General features: G+C 38.9%; 15 protein-coding genes and 1 pseudogene. 3 read left to right on the top strand and 13 right to left on the bottom strand.

Going from position 1 to position 15,040, the window contains the following annotated elements; genetic code table 11:
- Positions 1-234 precede the first annotated feature (234 nt).
- The 8 genes from cbpD to HT687_RS07795 form a co-directional block, all read right to left on the bottom strand.
- The gene (gene cbpD, locus HT687_RS07830) at positions 235-1,353 is read right to left on the bottom strand and encodes a choline binding-anchored murein hydrolase CbpD (RefSeq protein WP_050207776.1); all 1,119 of its coding nucleotides are present in this window, start codon (positions 1,351-1,353) and stop codon (positions 235-237) included.
- Positions 1,354-1,441: 88 nt separating this feature from the next.
- Positions 1,442-1,708 (bottom strand): Veg family protein, encoded by a 267-nt coding sequence (locus HT687_RS07825; protein ID WP_001278160.1) that lies wholly within the window; start codon positions 1,706-1,708, stop codon positions 1,442-1,444.
- 1 nt (position 1,709) lies between these two features.
- The gene (gene dnaB, locus HT687_RS07820; protein ID WP_000852490.1) at positions 1,710-3,062 is read right to left on the bottom strand and encodes a replicative DNA helicase; all 1,353 of its coding nucleotides are present in this window, start codon (positions 3,060-3,062) and stop codon (positions 1,710-1,712) included.
- Between the two features lie 43 nt (positions 3,063-3,105).
- Positions 3,106-3,558 (bottom strand): 50S ribosomal protein L9, encoded by a 453-nt coding sequence (gene rplI, locus HT687_RS07815; RefSeq protein WP_000864214.1) that lies wholly within the window; start codon positions 3,556-3,558, stop codon positions 3,106-3,108.
- Complete coding sequence (locus tag HT687_RS07810) at positions 3,555-5,528, bottom strand: DHH family phosphoesterase (RefSeq protein WP_054392555.1); 1,974 nt, start codon at positions 5,526-5,528, stop codon at positions 3,555-3,557. Before HT687_RS07810 ends, rplI begins: the two co-directional genes overlap by 4 nt.
- A 135-nt stretch (positions 5,529-5,663) precedes the next feature.
- Positions 5,664-6,212, bottom strand: a complete 549-nt coding sequence (raiA, locus tag HT687_RS07805) for a ribosome-associated translation inhibitor RaiA (RefSeq protein ID WP_000599099.1) — start codon at positions 6,210-6,212, stop codon at positions 5,664-5,666.
- A gap of 79 nt (positions 6,213-6,291) precedes the next feature.
- On the bottom strand, positions 6,292-6,954 hold the full coding sequence (locus HT687_RS07800) for a ComF family protein (protein ID WP_023936284.1): 663 nt from the start codon (positions 6,952-6,954) through the stop codon (positions 6,292-6,294).
- Entirely contained in the window at positions 6,951-8,249 is a 1,299-nt protein-coding gene (locus HT687_RS07795; RefSeq protein WP_023936282.1) for a DEAD/DEAH box helicase, read from the bottom strand. The genes HT687_RS07800 and HT687_RS07795 overlap by 4 nt, the downstream gene beginning before the upstream one ends.
- A 56-nt stretch (positions 8,250-8,305) precedes the next feature.
- On the opposite strand from HT687_RS07795, the gene HT687_RS07790 reads away from it, so the two are divergent.
- From HT687_RS07790 to cysK, 3 genes and pseudogenes are all read left to right on the top strand, one after another.
- Positions 8,306-8,941 (top strand): YigZ family protein, encoded by a 636-nt coding sequence (locus tag HT687_RS07790; protein WP_000395743.1) that lies wholly within the window; start codon positions 8,306-8,308, stop codon positions 8,939-8,941.
- A gap of 104 nt (positions 8,942-9,045) precedes the next feature.
- Positions 9,046-9,129 (top strand): annotated as a pseudogene (locus HT687_RS11945) (PH domain-containing protein); the annotation flags it as partial.
- A 96-nt stretch (positions 9,130-9,225) separates the two neighbouring features.
- Entirely contained in the window at positions 9,226-10,152 is a 927-nt protein-coding gene (gene cysK, locus HT687_RS07785) for a cysteine synthase A (protein ID WP_023936280.1), read from the top strand.
- 121 nt (positions 10,153-10,273) lie between these two features.
- On the opposite strand, the gene tsf is transcribed toward cysK, so the two are convergent.
- The 5 genes from tsf to mreC form a co-directional block, all read right to left on the bottom strand.
- Entirely contained in the window at positions 10,274-11,314 is a 1,041-nt protein-coding gene (tsf, locus tag HT687_RS07780; RefSeq protein ID WP_172924140.1) for a translation elongation factor Ts, read from the bottom strand.
- A gap of 78 nt (positions 11,315-11,392) precedes the next feature.
- The gene (gene rpsB, locus HT687_RS07775; RefSeq protein ID WP_000268466.1) at positions 11,393-12,172 is read right to left on the bottom strand and encodes a 30S ribosomal protein S2; all 780 of its coding nucleotides are present in this window, start codon (positions 12,170-12,172) and stop codon (positions 11,393-11,395) included.
- A gap of 222 nt (positions 12,173-12,394) precedes the next feature.
- The gene (locus HT687_RS07770) at positions 12,395-13,582 is read right to left on the bottom strand and encodes a CHAP domain-containing protein (RefSeq protein ID WP_023936275.1); all 1,188 of its coding nucleotides are present in this window, start codon (positions 13,580-13,582) and stop codon (positions 12,395-12,397) included.
- Between the two features lie 93 nt (positions 13,583-13,675).
- Positions 13,676-14,170, bottom strand: a complete 495-nt coding sequence (gene mreD / locus HT687_RS07765) for a rod shape-determining protein MreD (RefSeq protein ID WP_023933023.1) — start codon at positions 14,168-14,170, stop codon at positions 13,676-13,678.
- Positions 14,170-14,988, bottom strand: coding sequence for a rod shape-determining protein MreC (gene mreC / locus HT687_RS07760; RefSeq protein WP_001078988.1), 819 nt, complete (start codon positions 14,986-14,988; stop codon positions 14,170-14,172). The genes mreD and mreC overlap by 1 nt, the downstream gene beginning before the upstream one ends.
- Positions 14,989-15,040 lie beyond the last annotated feature (52 nt).

Here is a 15,040-nt window from a genome sequence, read left to right as displayed (position 1 = left end):
CCTGTTCGTAGAGCCACGATTTCGCTATCCCTTCCTCTGACGATTCTTATTTCCAGTGTCAGACTTAAAACGGTCTATCCCCAGACCGTTTTAATCCGCTACCTCACGATAGTCAGGCTTGGGAATCGCTATTGGGTTCACCGGTAGCAGGTGCCCACCGAGGACTTACACCTCAGATGCACGACATGCCCGTCGTACCAGAAAAGAGCAGGAAAAATTTCCTACTCCAATTTTCTACACTCGTTCTCCATCACTGTTTACTCTGTAGCCATCCACCGTCGTATTAACAGCTAGGGCACCTGAAGAGTAAGAATAATACCACTTACCAGAAACTTGATACCAGCCTGTTTTCATTGCCCCTGAACTATCCAGATAATACCACGAGCCATTTTCCTTTAACCATCCTGTCTGCATTTCACCAGATGATTTCAAATAATACCAGCTAGAACCGTCTTTCAGCCAGCCTGTTGATTTAGAACCATTTGATTTGAAATGATACCAACTACCATTTATTTTCTTCCAACCGACAGTTGGACTACTATTGGATCTATAGCTAGAGCTATTTCCTGATTGATTCTGATAATTTTGTGAAGAAGTCACTCCCTCTAGCTGTATATAGCGACGACTTCCGTTATAAGCCGTATAACTCAACCACTTGTAGCCATCTTTTTCGAGAATTTGATCATAATGAACCTTCTCCCCAGGATAATAGTAATCAATCACAGTTGCGCTAGCTAGAGGTTGATTTTTGATAGCTGACTTAGTCTTAAAATAATGTGTGCCCCCTGTTGAAGCTAAGGATTGACTAGTCCCAACACTGCCACCAGCCAAATCTTTAAAATGAATAAATCCTGTCATCGTATTTGCTTTTATACTTCGTTTATTATAGGCTTCTGTATAACCATAGTTATATTCCTCGATCTCAATCTGATCTCCCATTACATTTGACACCCAGGCAACATGCCCATAAGTTCCTGCAGTAGACCAAGCAATGGAGCCAATCGTCGGTGTATTATCTACACGATAGCCTTCACGACGAGCACGATGCCCCCATTCATTCGCATTTCCATAAGCCCTTGGAATCTCAAAACCATTGACATTACTCAAACGAAAGGCTGCGAAAGAAGTACACTGACGAGAATACATGCGCCACTGATCAATCTCCTGGCTCCCATTTTTATAATAAGCAGGATAATCATCTCCACGCGCAATCGATCCATTCCCTCCAGAGTAGGCATAGACACTATCACCCGCTGCTAGCATCAATCCTACTACTAAAAAAGAAACAAGCTTTTTAACTGACATCTTCAAGTAATAACTTGTCCCTCTTGCTATAAACGGTAAAATTTTCATTCTTCCTCCTTGAAAAATAATATAAATCGAAGATTGCCTTCACTTAAACTATTCGGAGAAAAAAGAAAAAGTGAGAAAATTTCTCACTTTAGTCCAGATAATGAATCAAATTCTTTTCTGTAAGGATATCTGAGTAGGTAAAGGATTCAACGTAAACATTAGCTTGTTTATCTCCTTCAACGTTCCCAAATTCCACAATAAATAGGGATGGATAAACTTCAATTAACTTACCCAATCTATTTTTTTGGCGCTTGCGCCCATTTTCCAAAGTCATTTCAATTACATGACCCTCATGCGCCTTGATTTCCTCTTTGATTTTTTTCATCTTGGCTACATCTGTAAATGCATCTGACATCTTATGCCTCCCTCTTTGAGATACTTGAAAATTTATTGTATTCTTTTTGGAAAATCAATTCCACAGTTCCACGAGCTCCACTACGGTTTTTCTCGATAATAACTTCCACCTTATTATTTGGTATGCCTTCCTCTTCTTCACCACCACGCTCATAGTAATCGTCGCGATAAAGAAAGGCTACGATATCAGCGTCCTGCTCGATAGACCCAGATTCACGAATATCAGACAAGACTGGTCTTTTATCCTGACGTTGTTCTACACCACGAGACAACTGACTCAGAGCGATTACTGGAACCTTCAGTTCCTTGGCTAGGATTTTCAACTGACGTGAAATTTCTGAAACTTCTTGTTGGCGGTTTTCTCGCCCAGTTCCCGTGATAAGCTGCAAGTAATCTATCAAAATCAAACCTAGATTGCCCGTTTCTTGAGCCAGTTTACGAGAACGAGAACGAATCTCTGTAATTCGAATCCCTGGCGTATCATCGATATAGATACTTGCGTTTGCTAGGTTCCCTTGAGCAATGGTATATTTTTGCCACTCCTCATCGGTCAATTGACCTGTACGGATAGAATGCGACTCAACCAACCCTTCTGCCGCTAACATACGATCGACTAGACTTTCCGCACCCATTTCCAGCGAAAAGATAGCAACCGTTTTGTCCAACTTAGTCCCAATATTCTGAGCGATATTCAAGGCAAAAGCTGTCTTACCAACCGCCGGACGAGCTGCTAAGATAATCAACTCCTCTTCATGCAGACCAGTCGTCATATGATCTAAATCACGATAGCCTGTCGCAATACCTGTAATATCGGTCGTTTGTTGCGAGCGAGCTTCCAGATTTCCAAAGTTGACATTCAACACATCTCGAATGTTCTTAAACCCGCTTCGATTAGCATTTTCACTGACATCAATCAGGCCTTTTTCTGCCTGAGCAATGATTTCATCAGCTGGTTGCGACGCTTCGTAAGCTTGATTGACAGACTCTGTCAACTTGGCGATTAATCGCCGTAACATAGCCTTTTCTGCAACGATTTTAGCATAATACTCCGCATTAGCAGAAGTTGGCACAGAATTGACAATCTCAACCAAGTAAGACAAGCCACCAATATTCTGCAAATCGCCTTGATTATCAAGAATGGTACGAACCGTTGTTGCATCTATGGCATCGCCACGATCGGATAAATCGACCATAGCTTGGAAAATCAAACGATGGGCATACTTAAAAAAGTCCCGAGACTCAATATATTCTCGCACAAAAACAAGCTTACTCTCATCAATAAAGATAGCCCCCAAAACGGATTGTTCAGCTAAGATATCTTGAGGTTGTACTCGCAACTCTTCTACTTCTGCCATCAGATTTCCCTTCCTTTTACAATCTTGTCAAGAAGGTGTAAACTTATCCTTCTTTCACACGAAGATTGATTACACTTGTGATATCTTGATAGATTTTCACTGGCACATCAATCAAACCAACTGCTCGAATCGGAGCTTGTACTTGAATATGACGTTTATCAATCTTAATTCCAAATTGCTTTTGCAATTCTTCTGCAATCTTCTTATTGGTAATAGAACCAAAGGTACGACCATCTGGACCAACTTTTTCAACAAATTCTACAACCGTTTCTTCTGCTTCAAGTTGGGCTTTAATTGCTTTTGCTTCTGCAATCATCTCAGCGTGAGCTTTCTCTTCAGATTTTTGTTTACCACGAAGTTCACCTACAGCTTGAGCAGTCGCTTCTTTTGCTAGGTTCTTTTTGATAAGAAAGTTTTGCGCATACCCTGTTGGTACTTCCTTAATTTCGCCTTTTTTACCTTTTCCTTTAACATCTGCTAAAAAAATTACTTTCATTCTTCTTTCTCCTTTTCCTTTATTTCATTTAATACAATTTCTGTCAGTTTTTCACCTGCTTCTGACAAGGTTAAATCTTTAATTTGAGCTGCTGCCAAATTAAAGTGACCTCCACCGCCTAACTCTTCCATAATCCGTTGCACATTCAGTTTACTACGACTCCGAGCTGAGATGGATATAAAGCCTTGTGTATTTTTCGCAAGAACAAAACTCGCTTCAATACCTGACATAGCTAACATGGCATCTGCTGCCTTACTAATAACAACTGTATCATAGCATTTCGTGTCCTTAGCCTCTGCTATTAGTACATCTGAACCTAATTTACGCCCCTGTAAAATCAGTTCATTGACCTCACGATATTCTTCAAAATCTGTCGCAGCGATTTCTTGGATAGCAATACTATCACTTCCGCGCGTTCTGAGATAGCTAGCAACATCAAATGTCCGACTAGTCACTCGTGAGGTGAAATTTTTAGTATCCAGCATCATACCAGCCATCAAGACACTTGCTTGCATACGACTCAAACGATTTTTCTTAGAATTTTGGAACTGAATCAACTCCGTTACCAACTCACTGGCACTGCTTGCACCACTTTCGATATAAGTGATAACTGCATTGTCTGGGAAATCCTGATCCCTTCTATGGTGGTCAATAACAATGGTTTGGGTAAATAAATCATAAAAATCTTTTGATAATGTTAAGGCTGTCTTTGAATGGTCTACAAGAATCAACAAAGAACGATTGGTCACCATCCCCATTGCATCCTTAACAGACAACAACTTCGTAACTCCTTCTTTTTCTAAGAATGAAACAGCTCGTTCAATATCTGGAGACATTTGTTCTTCGTCATAAAGAGCATAGCTATTTTCAATCACATTGCTGGCGAACAACTGCATACCTACAGCAGAGCCCAAAGCATCCATATCTAAATTTCTATGCCCAACTACAAACACTTGATCCACACTACGAATCTTATCAGATATGGCTGTCATCATTGATCGAGTACGGGTACGAGTGCGCTTGATGGACGCAGCCGACCCACCGCCAAAGTAGACTGGATTTTTCGTTTCATCATTCTCCTTGACAACCACCTGGTCGCCACCACGTACTTCAGCCAAGTTCAAGTTGAGCAAAGCAACTTTCCCTATTTCATCATGATTTCCATCGCCATAAGAAAATCCCATACTTAAGGTCAAGGGCAACTGCCTCTGTTTCGACTCTTCTCTGAAAGCATCAATAACAGAAAATTTATCATTCATCAAGCCCTCAAGCACCGTATAGTCAGTAAATAGATAAAATCGATCCATACTTACCCGACGAGAAAACATCATGTATTTTTCTGAAAACTCTGATATAAAATTAGCTACAAAACTATTGATTTGACTAATATCTGACTCAGAAGTTGCATCCTCCAAATCATCATAATTATCCACAGACACAACTCCAATCACTGGTCGACTCGTTACTAATTCATCTGTTATGGCTTGCTCCCTGGATACATCTACAAAATACAAAACACCGGAAGAAGAATCCATATGAACAGCATAACGCTTCTCACCCAGCTTAGCATAAGTAGACGGATTTCCTACTGAAGCCTTGATAATCGTTTGAACAGCTTCTAAATCAAAATCGCCATCTTCCTTGGTCAAAATCAATTCAGCATAGGGATTAAACCACTCAACCTCTCCAGAAGATAAATTCAATTTCATAACACCTACAGGCATCTGTTCCAATAGAGATGTCAAACTTTCTTCCGCTTGGTGGTTTACATACTGTATCTGTTCTACATCACTCCTTGTATAATGCACTCTCAGTTTCTTAAATAAAAAAACATAGCCTCCTACAAAAAGAAACAAAATGAAAACCGTCAACAGATTATTATTAACAAAAATAATGAAAGTGGATAAGACTCCAAACGCAATCAATCCTACTAGAATAGGAAAAATTGGACTTACATAAAATTTTTTCATTCAAAACCTCTTGGCACCCATTATACCATAATACCCCTCAAAAAGCGACTTTTTAAAAGTGTAATCAGTAATTCTATCAATTATAAGAAAAAGGTAGTTTACAATTCAGTAAACCTACCTTTACACATATTGAAATTAAGATTCTTTAACCTCTAACAAACCAATTTCGCCATCCTCACGACGATAAATCACATTGGTTGTCTGATCTTCAACATCCACATAGATAAAGAAATCATGCCCCAATAAATCCATTTGTAGAATTGCTTCTTCCAAATCCATTGGTTTTAAATCAATTTGTTTTGAACGAACAACTTTAGACTGGACAACATTTGAATCTTCCACCAAAGCATCTGTAAATAATTGACCAGTTGCTACCTTATTTTTATTTTTACGCTCGATTTTTGTTTTATTTTTACGAATCTGACGTTCAATTTTATCAGTTACAAGGTCAATTGAACCATACATATCTTGAGATACATCTTCTGCACGAAGAGTAATAGAGCCAAGCGGAATCGTTACTTCCACTTTAGCAGTTTTTTCACGATACACCTTCAAGTTAACTCGAGCATCCAACTCTTGTTCAGCTTGAAAATACTTTTCGATCTTTTCGAGTTTAGAAACTACATAATCACGAATTGCTTCTGTTACTTCTAGGTTTTCACCACGTATACTATATTTAATCATATGAGTACCTTCTTTCTAAACATTTTTGTTTTTATGATTTTATTATAACGCTTTCATTCTATTTTTGCAAATTTTTTCCTCATCTTACAAGGGAAAATGTTTTTACATCCTTAGCACCAGCTTCTTCCAACAGTTTCTTGACACGATTTATAGTTGCTCCTGTAGTATAGATATCATCTATAAGTAGGATTTTTTTAGGAATAGTGACTCCACTTTTTATAAAGAAAGGAAGTTCTGTCCCCAAGCGTTCTGAACGATTTTTAGAAGAACTGGCTCTCTCTTCTCTTTTCCCTAGTAAATCCAGATACGAAAAACCTGCTGCCTCTACCAAGCCCTCAACCTGATTAAATCCTCTGTTAACATATCTATCAGGACTTAGGGGAATGACTACAAATTGATACTCTTTGTACTTTTTTAACTCCTCACTTAAAACTGAAGCAAACACTTTTCTTAAAAGGAAGTCTCCATCAAACTTATACCGACTGAAAAAATCCTTCATAGCTTGATTGTAAGTAAAAATCGCTCTATGACTGACTTCAACTCCTTCTTTACACCAAAATTGACAACCTTGACACTTTGTTGACAATCCTATTTTCATACAGTTTGGACAGTGCTCTTCTCCAATCCTCTCAAAAGTAGAATCACAATCTAAACAAAGACAGGAGGCATCATTCTTCAGAAGTAAGAGACTACTAAAAGTTAAAACAGTCTTCATAGTCTGCTCACATAACAAGCACTTCATAGACCAGCCTCCTTATTCATCATCTGAATTTCCTTAATCGCCTTCTTAATTGAAGCATTTAACCCATCATGGAAGAAAAGCAAATCTCCTGTCGGTCTATCCATACTTCGTCCAACTCGTCCACCAATTTGAATCAAACTAGACTTGGTAAACAAACGATGATTGGCCTCTACTACGAAAACATCCACACAAGGGAATGTAACTCCACGCTCCAAGATTGTCGTACTGATAAGTATTGTCAGCTCCCCATCTCGAAAAGCTTGTACTTGCTCTAATCGATCCTCTGTTACAGAAGATACAAAGCCAATTTTCTCATTTGGAAATTGCTCCTGTAAGATTTCTTTTAACTGCTCCCCTTTCTTAATTTCTGAAGCAAAAATAAGTAACGGATAACCTGTCTTTCTCTGCTTATCAATATAGGACTTTAACTTTGGCGACAAACACTTCTTATCTAAGTAGCGATTAAAATCCGATAACCAAATTGGTTTTGGAATAATCAACGGATTTCCATGAAACCGTCTCGGTAAGCTCAATCTTTTTAGTTCTCCTAAACGGACTTTCCTATCTAACTCATCTGTCGAAGTCGCTGTTAAAAAGATTCTCAATCCATTCTCCTTTACACTATTCTTGACAGCATGGTAAAGCGTGGGATTGTCAACATAAGGAAAGGCATCTACTTCATCCACTATCAGCAAATCAAAAGCTTGATAAAACTTCAATAACTGATGGGTCGTCGCAACAACTAGTGGTGTTCGAAAATACGGCTCTGATTCTCCGTGTAGTAAAGATATCTCGCAAGCAAAATCATCTTGCAGGCGCTTGTATAGCTCCAAACAAACATCTATGCGAGGACTGGCCAAACATACTGCACCACCTTCATCAATCACTTTGGCCACTACTTGATAAATCATTTCTGTCTTTCCAGCTCCTGTTACAGCGTGAACCAAGGTTGGCTCCTGCTTGTCTACTGCTCGAATCAGTCCCTGTGATACCTTCTCTTGAAAAGGAGTTAATTGACCACTCCATTTAAGAACATCTTGCTTCGGAAAATCCTCCTGCGGAAAATAGTATAAAGCTTGATCACTCCTGAATCGCTTCATCAGTAAACACTCCCTACAATAGTAAGCACCGATGGGCAAATACCATTCATCTAAAATAGCACTATCACAACGTTGACAGAAAAGTTTCCCTTTCTCCTTTCTCATTGCTGGAAGTTTCTCCGCCAACTGACGTTCCTCTTTAGTTAATTCATTCTCAGTAAACAAACGACCGAGATAATTTGGATTTACTTTCATACTTCTTTATTCGTAAAAACCTAGCGCTTTAGATGATTTTTTAGTACAATTAAATCATGGAATTTAGAACAATTAAAGAGGACGGTCAAGTCCAAGAAGAAATCAAAAAATCTCGCTTTATCTGCCATGCCAAGCGTGTTTATAGCGAAGAAGAGGCTCGTGACTTCATTACTGCCATCAAAAAAGAACACTACAAAGCGACACATAACTGCTCTGCCTTTATTATTGGAGAACGTAGTGAAATTAAACGTACAAGTGATGATGGTGAGCCTAGTGGTACTGCTGGTGTTCCCATGCTTGGGGTACTAGAAAATCACAATCTCACCAATGTCTGTGTGGTTGTGACACGCTACTTTGGTGGTATTAAACTAGGCGCTGGAGGACTAATTCGTGCTTACGCCGGCAGTGTCGCCTTAGCTGTCAAAGAAATTGGCATCATTGAAATAAAGGAACAGGCGGGCATTGCTATTCAAATGTCTTATGCTCAGTACCAAGAGTACAGTAACTTTCTTAAAGAACATAATCTCATGGAGCTGGATACAAACTTTACAGATCAAGTCGATACGATGATTTATGTTGATAAAGAAGAAAAAGAAACTATTAAAGCTGCACTGGTAGAATTTTTTAATGGAAAAGTCACTTTAACTGATCAAGGTTTACGCGAAGTTGAGGTTCCTGTAAACCTAGTGTAAACAATAGATAATACAGTGTTTCACTGATATTTCCACCGCTACTTTAATTAGCAAAATAAAAAGATGCGTACCAAAATATACTAGAAAATGAAGCAATTCAAACGAAACCTGATATCGTTTTCCTTTACACCTATTTACTAGAATTAGCTGAACACAATCGCTTAAAAATTAATGGCTTAGACCTGTGATATAAAAAAATCCTATCACTTCGATAGGATTTCTATATTTTACAAATGGTATAGATAGCGTTATACTAGAAATATCTTATACAAAGAGGTATTCATATGTCTATTTATAACAACATTACTGAACTAGTCGGTCAAACACCGATTGTTAGACTCAACAACATTGTGCCAGAAGGTGCTGCAGATGTCTATGTAAAACTTGAAGCATTTAATCCTGGTTCATCTGTAAAAGACCGTATTGCCCTTAGCATGATTGAAAAAGCTGAACAAGATGGTATTCTGAAACCTGGTTCTACTATTGTTGAAGCAACAAGTGGAAACACTGGTATTGGACTTTCATGGGTAGGGGCTGCTAAAGGGTATAAAGTTGTCATCGTTATGCCTGAAACTATGAGTGTAGAACGCCGTAAGATTATCCAAGCCTATGGTGCTGAACTCGTCCTTACGCCTGGTAGCGAAGGAATGAAGGGTGCTATTGCTAAGGCTCAAGAAATCGCTGCTGAACGTGATGGCTTCCTTCCTCTTCAATTTGACAATCCAGCTAATCCAGAAGTACACGAAAGAACAACAGGAGCTGAAATACTAGCTGCTTTCGGTAAAGATGGACTAGATGCCTTTGTTGCTGGAGTGGGTACCGGTGGAACGATTTCTGGTGTTTCTCATGCACTCAAATCAGCAAATTCAAACATTCAAGTTTATGCAGTGGAAGCTGATGAATCTGCTATTCTATCTGGTGAAAAACCTGGTCCTCACAAAATTCAAGGTATCTCAGCTGGATTTATTCCTGATACACTTGATACTAAAGCCTATGATGGTATCGTTCGTGTAACATCAGATGATGCTCTTGCACTCGGACGTGAAATTGGTGGAAAAGAAGGCTTCCTTGTAGGGATTTCCTCAGCTGCAGCTATCTACGGAGCCATCGAGATTGCCAAAAAATTAGGTACAGGTAAAAAAATCCTTGCTCTAGCACCAGATAACGGTGAACGTTATCTCTCTACAGCACTCTATGAATTTGAAGTTTAGTCTCCTAAATACAATTGGCCCTTATTATAGGGCTTTTTATTTTTACCTTGAAAATAGGAAGCTCTCCCTATAAGGATCGACTGCATAGAAAAAAGGAAGCAAATTTACTTCCTTTCTATAATTAGTTATTCAAGGCTGCTGCCATTGTAGCTGCAACTTCAGCTTCAAAGTCGTTTGCAGCTTTCTCAATACCTTCACCAACTTCAAAGCGAGCGAACTCAACTACTGAAGCGTTAACTGATTCAAGGTATGCTTCAACTGTCTTGCTGTCATCCATGATGTAAACTTGTGCAAGAAGTGTATAAGCTTGGTCAACTTTAGTGTTGTCAAGCATGAAGCGATCCATTTTACCTGGGATAATTTTGTCCCAGATTTTTTCTGGTTTGCCTTCTGCAGCCAACTCAGCTTTGATGTCAGCTTCAGCTTGAGCAATCACTTCATCAGTCAATTGTGCTTTTGATCCATACTTCAAGTGTGGAAGAGCTGGTTTGTTAACCATTGCACGACTTTCGTTATCTTGGTCGATAACGTGGTTCAATTGTGCCAACTCATCTTTAACAAATTGCTCATCCAATTCTTTGTATGAAAGAACTGTTGGTTTCATCGCTGCGATGTGCATTGAAATTTGTTTAGCAAGTGCTTCGTCTCCACCTTCGATTACAGAGATAACACCGATACGTCCACCGTTATGTTGGTAAGCTCCAAAGTGTTGTGCGTCTGTTTTTTCAATCAATGCAAAGCGACGGAATGAGATTTTTTCTCCGATAGTTGCTGTTGCAGATACGTATGCAGCTTCAAGAGTTTCACCTGAAGGCATTGTCAAAGCAAGAGCTTCTTCGTTGTTAGCTGGTTTTCCTTCAACGATTGCTTTAGCTGTTGCGTTTACTAACTCAACAAATTGAGCGTTTTTCGCAACGAAGTCAGTTTCAGCATTTACTTCAACAACTGCTGCAATGTTACCGTCAACATAAACACCAGTCAAACCTTCTGCAGTAACACGGTCAGCTTTCTTAGCTGCCTTAGCCATACCTTTTTCACGAAGCAATTCAATCGCTTTTTCGATGTCACCGTCTGTTTCTACAAGCGCTTTTTTAGCGTCCATAACACCGGCACCAGATTTTTCACGCAACTCTTTTACAAGTTTAGCTGTAATTTCTGCCATTTTGATTCTCCTATATTTTTTAAAAATAGGAGAGCCGGGCTAAGCCCCGCCCTCCTAGGTAATTACTATTTATATAAATTAAGCGTTGTCGCCTTCTACAACTTCAACGATTTCTTCAATTGAATCTGCTTGAGTTTCTGAAGCTGCAAATTCTGCTTCAACTGCTACTGCATCCTCACCTTGACGTCCTTCGATGATAGCGTCAGCCAATTTAGCTGTGATCAATTTAACAGCACGGATAGCGTCATCGTTAGCTGGGATGATTACATCAATATCATCTGGATCAGTATTTGTGTCAACCATCGCTACAACTGGGATTCCCAATTTTTTAGCTTCTTTAACAGCGATTTGCTCTTTATGTGGGTCAACTACGTACATCACATCTGGGATACGAGGCATATCTTCGATACCACCCAAGAATTTTTCAAGACGCGCACGTTGTTTGTTAAGAAGTGCAACTTCTTTCTTAGGAAGAACTTCGAAAGTTCCATCTTCTTCCATACGTTTGATTTCTTTCAAACGAGCGATACGTTTTTGGATTGTTCCCCAGTTTGTAAGAGTTCCACCCAACCAACGGTGGTTGATGAAGTATTGACCTGAACGTACTGCTTCTTCAGCAACTGCATCAGCTGCTTGTTTCTTAGTACCAACGAACAATACAACTGCATCGTTAGCTGCTGCATCACGCATGAAGTCGTATGCTTGGTCAGCATATTTTACAGTTTGTTGCAAGTCGATAACGTGGATTCCGTTACGTTCAGTAAAGATGTACTTAGCCATCTTAGGGTTCCAGCGACGAGTTTGGTGACCAAAGTGTACACCAGCCTCAAGAAGTTGTTTCATTGAAATTACTGCCATGAGTATTTCTCCTTTTTGTTTTTTCCTCTTCTTGACTTCAACTCGCAAAACGACCCAAGGGCAACTGCTTCACAATTCATCAAGAATGAGTATTATCGTTCATACGACAATTTTTATTCTACCATACTTTTTCGATATTTTCAAGCTATTTTGATGGGATTTTTAATAGTTATTGTCTCTGGTAAAATCTGAAAAGAGGGCTCTATTCGAGTCCCTCTATAATTAGTCTGCATAAATATATGTTACAAAACCTTCAGAAGTCGTTGTTGGATTGAACCATCCACGGTGATTTCCAATTGTACGATTCCCAGCATAATTTGATTCTGATACTTGGATACGTGTTGTTGATTCAACAGCTGTAACAACCGCTACGTGACCATATCCACCATCGTTCCAACATGCAATTGCTCCAACTTGAGGTGTTGAACCTGTACGGAAACCTGCTGCTGCTGCACTTGTGGCCCACTGTGCTCCATTACCCCAATAGTCTCCAGCCCAAGGTGCTAATGTTTTAACTCCCCATGTACATTCACCAATTGGATAAGTTGAAGCATTTGTACTGTATGTTGGGCGTTGTTTGACTGCCACAGGAGTATATGTTGTTGATTCCGAAGAAGCTACAGCTTGAACCTGTGCTGCAAAAGTCGTATTTCCAGAAGCAACAACTGTTTGTTGTTGACTTACTTGTTTTGCCTTATAAGCTGCTTCTGCTGCCGCAGCTGCACGAGCCTCTGCCTCAGCTGCTGCTTTTTGCTCTAATAGACTTGCTTTTTCCCCTTCAGCTGTCGCTTTCTCAGCAGCAAGACTCAATTCAGCAGCCTTTAGTTCTGCCTGTTTCGTAGTCAATGCTTGAGCATCATCAGCTAATTTTTGTTGATTAGCAATTACAGTATTGATAGCATCATTATTTGCTACTTGTTTTTCAGAAATAGCTTTTTTATCTGCCTTTTGTTGTTCTAACATTTTGTTGTTCGCAGATACGATTTCACTCATTGCAGTAACACGTGAAATAGCTTCTGTAATTGATTTTGAGTTTACAATGGTATTGATATAGCTAGTTGCAGCTCCATTTGTTTGAGCACTACGAGCTTGTTTTTCCAAAGATTGGTTACGAGAAACAATGTTTTTGGAAAGTTCTGTAATCTCACCCTCGAGTTTCTTAGATTCTGCTTGTAATCTATCATTTTCAGATTGCAAGTTAGATTGCTCTGCTTGAATCGCAGATACTTGCTCCTGAATTTGATCAACTTGTTTTTGTGCTTCTTCTTGTTGTGCTGTTAAATTACTAATTTTATTATCTTGAGCAGCAATTTTGTCATCAGTCGTTTCTGCATGGGCAGTCGTCAATACTGCTGCCTGGGAAACCATTACTGTACTTAATAAAAGCGAGGCTAAGATTTTTTTCTTCATGGCTAATAAATACTCCTTCTGTTTAAGACAATACTAGTATACCAAAAAAAATTCCAATAAACATTACGCCTTTGTTACATTTATATGTCGTTCTTATAGATAATATTTTTCAAAAATAAATTGAAAAACAGTAATCCATAAAAAATTTAAAATCATCGTCGGTACCAAGCTATAGACTATAAAAATCGACATGCTATCTACTGTCAACCCTACCATAAAAGCCAAAAGATAACTACCCATTTCAAACAGGAATGTCAGCACAATCATAGCTAGCATTCTTGTCCAACGATTCAACAAAATAACACTATTCAATTTATGAAGGAAGGCTCCCAATAAGATAAATAAGAGAGTTGCAATCCCTATTAGATGGAAAAAGTAAACATCATAAACCAAGCCTATAACAAAACAATAGACTAGATAGAGATACTCTGATACTTCTATCGTCTCAAATAAGAGAAATAGAAACAGAAAATGACTAGCCAAATGTACATGGGGGAAAAATGAGCCCAGAAGCTGGCTAATATGGGCGTCAATTAGAACAAAGAAAGGAAGCAATAAAAATACTCCAACCTGCTTCAACTGTCTCATTATGAATTCCCCACTAATTCTATCACATCCACATTATGAGTATCTGCACTCAATTTAACAGTTACTTCTCGTGTCAAATAGTCTGTACTATGCGTTGTGGCAACCACTTCACCAACAGGAATATCCGCAACATTAAAGTTTCCTAATCCACCCGTTGTCACCTTATCGCCTGAACTAATATCGCTATTACTATTTAATTGGCTAATTTTAAGAACTTCATTTTCCTTGTCGTAGCCAACAATAATACCATAAATTGTGGTAGTGCCGTGTTGAATTTTAACAGAAATCTTATCAGCATTTTCCGTATTTGTCAGAAGGTTGACCATAGTAGAGTTGTCCTCCACTTTTGAAACACTCCCAATCAAACCACCGTTTGCAATTACTAACATATTCTCAGAAGCACCTTTTGATCTACCTGCATCCAAGGTCAACTCCTGCTTCCAAGATACCGGAGAACGCATAATAACATCTGCTGCCAAAGTCTTTGTGGCTTGCAATTTAGACTTCATATCAAGCAATTGACGCAGTTGTTCATTTTCCGTCTTTAAACTTTCCGCCTCATTTGATTTGACTTCTAACTGGTAAAGCTGTTTCTTCAAACTTTCATTTTCATTATATGCTCGTGTCAAATGAGCCAAATCTGATTTGACAGAATCAAACCACCGAAAAGGTTTTTGCACAACCCTATCAACCAATGAGATTCCATCTCCTAATTTTGTCACAATTGTACTTGAATAAGTCGTCGCTAAGAGAGCTGAGACAAGCAGAACAGTGACAAAAACAATAATGACATATTTTGATTTTTTAAAACGGTTCATATCCCTACCTTTATATCAAGAACTGTTACAGTAACTTTTTTATCAATTCCTG

This window comes from Streptococcus sp. 1449 (genome assembly GCF_013276805.1).
GTDB lineage: Bacteria > Bacillota > Bacilli > Lactobacillales > Streptococcaceae > Streptococcus > Streptococcus pseudopneumoniae.
The sequence above is the reverse complement of the archived record's forward strand: the minus strand, read 5'-3'. Positions and strand labels throughout refer to the sequence as shown.

What these genes read in the sequence shown, in the direction of transcription:
- cbpD (WP_050207776.1), bottom strand. Translation starts at nt 1,353, where the DNA reads ATGAAAATTTTACCGTTTATAGCAAGAGGGACAAGTTATTACTTGAAG.
- HT687_RS07825 (WP_001278160.1), bottom strand. Translation starts at nt 1,708, where the DNA reads ATGTCAGATGCATTTACAGATGTAGCCAAGATGAAAAAAATCAAAGAG.
- dnaB (WP_000852490.1), bottom strand. Translation starts at nt 3,062, where the DNA reads ATGGCAGAAGTAGAAGAGTTGCGAGTACAACCTCAAGATATCTTAGCT.
- rplI (WP_000864214.1), bottom strand. Translation starts at nt 3,558, where the DNA reads ATGAAAGTAATTTTTTTAGCAGATGTTAAAGGAAAAGGTAAAAAAGGC.
- HT687_RS07810 (WP_054392555.1), bottom strand. Translation starts at nt 5,528, where the DNA reads ATGAAAAAATTTTATGTAAGTCCAATTTTTCCTATTCTAGTAGGATTG.
- raiA (WP_000599099.1), bottom strand. Translation starts at nt 6,212, where the DNA reads ATGATTAAATATAGTATACGTGGTGAAAACCTAGAAGTAACAGAAGCA.
- HT687_RS07800 (WP_023936284.1), bottom strand. Translation starts at nt 6,954, where the DNA reads ATGAAGTGCTTGTTATGTGAGCAGACTATGAAGACTGTTTTAACTTTT.
- HT687_RS07795 (WP_023936282.1), bottom strand. Translation starts at nt 8,249, where the DNA reads ATGAAAGTAAATCCAAATTATCTCGGTCGTTTGTTTACTGAGAATGAA.
- HT687_RS07790 (WP_000395743.1), top strand. Translation starts at nt 8,306, where the DNA reads ATGGAATTTAGAACAATTAAAGAGGACGGTCAAGTCCAAGAAGAAATC.
- cysK (WP_023936280.1), top strand. Translation starts at nt 9,226, where the DNA reads ATGTCTATTTATAACAACATTACTGAACTAGTCGGTCAAACACCGATT.
- tsf (WP_172924140.1), bottom strand. Translation starts at nt 11,314, where the DNA reads ATGGCAGAAATTACAGCTAAACTTGTAAAAGAGTTGCGTGAAAAATCT.
- rpsB (WP_000268466.1), bottom strand. Translation starts at nt 12,172, where the DNA reads ATGGCAGTAATTTCAATGAAACAACTTCTTGAGGCTGGTGTACACTTT.
- HT687_RS07770 (WP_023936275.1), bottom strand. Translation starts at nt 13,582, where the DNA reads ATGAAGAAAAAAATCTTAGCCTCGCTTTTATTAAGTACAGTAATGGTT.
- mreD (WP_023933023.1), bottom strand. Translation starts at nt 14,170, where the DNA reads ATGAGACAGTTGAAGCAGGTTGGAGTATTTTTATTGCTTCCTTTCTTT.
- mreC (WP_001078988.1), bottom strand. Translation starts at nt 14,988, where the DNA reads ATGAACCGTTTTAAAAAATCAAAATATGTCATTATTGTTTTTGTCACT.